Raw genomic sequence first — 3,139 nt, 5'->3', positions numbered from 1 at the left:
GGGCCGGAGGGGGGCCTGGTGCACCGTCCGCTGCGCCACTGGTGTGATCTGGCGGAGGGGCTGGGCTGCCGGCTGCGCACGCCGCGCGGCGTGGATGCGACGCATGTGTCGCTGACCTTCGAGGCACTGGGCGCGGAGGCCTCGTGGCACGCGGGGAGCGCGAGGGCGGAGGCGGCGGTGCCCGCGGAGGAGCGGTATGGGGCGGACTCCGCCTTCGCGCGTGTGCGCAAGCTGGAGGACGCGGGCTTCCTGTTGCCGTGGCTGGAGGCGCTGGGGCGCGTGCGGCTGCCGGCGGGCGCGAGGGTGCTGGACCTGGGCGTCAATCGCGGGGACGAGCTGGACGCGTTCTCCTGGCTGGACGAGGTGCCCGACGTCTCCTTCGTGGGCGTGGACCACAGCGCCTCCGCGATTGCCCAGGCGCGCGCCCGCTTCCCGCACGCGCGTCACGCCTTCCACGTGGCGGACCTCAACGCGCTGCCCGCCGCGCTGGGGCGCTTCCACCTGGTGGTGTCCGTGGGCACGTTGCAGAGCCCCGGGGTGGATGACCACGCGTTGTTGCGGACGCTGGTCCAGGCGCATCTGGAGTCCGAGGCGACGCTCGTGCTCGGCTTTCCCAACTCGCGCTTCCGCGACGGCGAGGTCGTCCACGGTGCCCGCGTGCGCAACCTGCGCGAGTCGGACCTGTCCCTGCTCGTGAAGGACCTGTCGTTCTACCGCCGCTACCTGCACCAGCACGGCTTCCGCACGTTCCTCGGCGGGAAGTTCGACCTGCTGCTCACGGCGGTGCGCGGCGGGGCTCAGTCCTCCGACTGAACGTCCCCGGGCTGGACGCCCCAGTCCGCGAGCACCTGGGCCTCGTCCTCGGGGCTCCTGGTCTTCTTGAAGCGCGCGTCGGAGACGCCCTTGACGCGGCGCTCGCACGCGGCCCACGTGGCGTGGCGCTTCACGCTGCGGCCCACCTGGCTCAGGTACGAGTGCGCCTTGGCCGCGGGCTGTCGGGGCTTCTCCTCGGGGAGCGAGGTGTCCTCGGGGACGTCGTGGATGTCCACGTCGTACGTGGACAGCGCGCCTGAGTAGAGCCGCACACCCTTGCCGCGCGAGTAGCCCACGGCGATTTCATCGACCCGCTCGTTGCCGGGCACTCCCACGTGGCCGCGCACGTAGTGCCACTCGACGGCGGCGGCCTCGCCGGAGTGGGTCTGCTTGCGCTGGGCGAGCAGCGCCATCAGCCGCCTCCAATAAGGGGCGTTGGCCACCTCCTTGCCCTCGGCCGTCTTCCAGCCGCGCTTGCTCCAGCCGAACGCCCACTTGGTGATTCCCTGAATCACATAGGTGGAGTCGGTGTGGATGCGCAGCGGGCCCGCCGTGGCCTCCAGGTGGCGCAGCGCCATGCCCACGGCCGTGAGCTCCATCCGGTTGTTGGTGGTCTCCCGCTCGTGGCCGCCCAGCTCCGTCACCTGTCCGTCCGGCGTGGCGATGATGACGCCCCAGCCCCCGGGGCCCGGGTTGCCGGAGCAGGCTCCGTCGGTGAAGACGACCGTGGCGTGGCTCTTCATGCGGCGCACCCTAGGCGGCCTCGGGGCGGGGCGGCCAGGACGACTCGCGACACGGGCGTCCTCGGGCTGACATGAAAGTCGTGATTCCACCGGGAGCCCGAGTGGCTCCTCACCTGGAGGCGTGAGCGTGGTACGTGGCTTGCTCAGGCCGCGAGGGCTCGGGCGGGAGCGCCGGTGCCCGAGGGAAAGCCACCCACACCACCATGTCGACCGAGCACTCCATGTCCTCCCAGAGCGATTCCAGGCCCGTCTCCTCGCGCGGCAGGGCGTGGGCCGCCAGGCTCGCGCTGCTGGTGGCGGCGGCCGCCTCGGTGGCCACGTCGCGCAGCGCGCCGAGCCCCCGCGTCGAGGAGTCGGCGCCGGGCGTGCTGCGGCTGACGGCGGACGTGCCCTCGGCCAGCGTGGTGTTGCCAGTGCGGCTGGCGGTGCCGAACGGCTCCACGCAGACGGTATGGGCGACGATGCGCGCGCCGCTCTCCGCCCGTTGGACGCACGACGAGGGGGGCTCACGGACGGCGCCCAGTCTCACGGCGACGCTGCGCTTCGGGCCCCATCCGCTCAAGCCGAGGACGCAGGAGCTGGGGGTGTCGGAGGGGGCGGCGGTGACGTTCGACGCGGAATCGGACGGGGATGTCTGCCGGCTCCAGCAGCCGTGCGAGTGGGACGCGACGCTCGACGTGGCGTTCGCGGAGGGCTCGCCGGTCCACGGCGTGGTGGAGGTGGAGTGGAAGATGGTGGGCGAGGTGAGCTTCGACGAGACGGTGGACGAGGAGCCTCGTGGGCTCGAGTTCACCGTGGGGCCTCGCTGACCGCGTGAGGACCTCGCGTGCCACCGCGTGCGTGCCGGGTGACACGCTGCTGCATCCGCTGGTGTTCTGCGCGGTGCTGGTGCTCGTGCTGAACGACCATGTGTTCAAGGCGCGCTGGCCGTCCTGGTGGACGGGCAAGCTGTCGGACGTGGCGGGGCTGTCGATGTTCCCGCTGCTCCTGCAGGGACTCTGGGAGCAGGCGCGGGGACGAAGCGCGCGGGACGGCTTCCGGCCGTCGCTCGCGGTGCTGACGGCGTGCGTGGTGCTGACGGGGTGCGTGTTCAGCGCCATCCAGGTCTGGGGGCCCGCGGCCGAGGCCTGGCGCTGGGGGCTCGGTGGGTTGCAGTGGCCCGTGCGAGCGGCGTGGGCGGTGCTCTCCAGTCGCGCGGTTCCCGCCGTGGCGCCGGTGGCGCACACGATGGACGTGACGGACCTGCTCGCGTTGCCGGCGCTGGGCGTCTCGTACTGGCTGGGGCGCAAGCGCTGCGCGAGTCACGAGCCCGCGCGACAGCCCGCCTGACTCGCGGGCCGCGGACGTCCCACGCGGCGACTTGGGGGGACGTGACCTTCGCGTTGAGTCGCGCTGGGTGCATGACGGGCTCATGCGACGTGGGCCGCAAGCCCACGCGCCATGCCGCTCCCGCTCAGACTCGACTTTCGCCCTTTTGGGATGGGATGCCCAAGCAGGGGTACGAGAGGAGAGAGGGCTGAGGGTAGGTAAAGAGCGGCCATCGAGACCAGCTGAGAGAGGTGTCGGGCAAGACACGCCTCTTC

General features: G+C 72.1%; 4 protein-coding genes. 3 read left to right on the top strand and 1 reads right to left on the bottom strand.

What is annotated here, in order from left to right:
- Positions 1-813, top strand: an 813-nt coding sequence (locus tag FL311_RS42185) for a bifunctional 2-polyprenyl-6-hydroxyphenol methylase/3-demethylubiquinol 3-O-methyltransferase UbiG (protein WP_141333251.1), incomplete at its 5' end; no start/stop codon positions are given.
- Here FL311_RS42185 and FL311_RS42180 read toward each other — a convergent pair.
- A complete protein-coding gene (locus tag FL311_RS42180) occupies positions 798-1,556 on the bottom strand; it encodes an RNase H family protein (RefSeq protein WP_141333250.1) in 759 nt (252 codons plus the stop codon). The two genes, FL311_RS42185 and FL311_RS42180, sit on opposite strands and share 16 nt — an antisense overlap.
- A gap of 221 nt (positions 1,557-1,777) precedes the next feature.
- Here FL311_RS42180 and FL311_RS42175 point away from each other — a divergent pair, with 221 nt between their 5' ends.
- Positions 1,778-2,365, top strand: coding sequence for a hypothetical protein (locus tag FL311_RS42175; protein WP_141333249.1), 588 nt, complete (start codon positions 1,778-1,780; stop codon positions 2,363-2,365).
- A 4-nt stretch (positions 2,366-2,369) separates the two neighbouring features.
- On the top strand, positions 2,370-2,885 hold the full coding sequence (locus tag FL311_RS42170) for a hypothetical protein (RefSeq protein WP_228557453.1): 516 nt from the start codon (positions 2,370-2,372) through the stop codon (positions 2,883-2,885).
- The last annotated feature ends 254 nt before the right edge of the window (positions 2,886-3,139 follow it).

The organism is Myxococcus sp. AB025B (assembly GCF_006518215.1).
Classification (GTDB): Bacteria; Myxococcota; Myxococcia; order Myxococcales; family Myxococcaceae; genus Myxococcus; species Myxococcus fulvus.
This window is presented reverse-complemented; position numbering and strand designations above follow the sequence as displayed.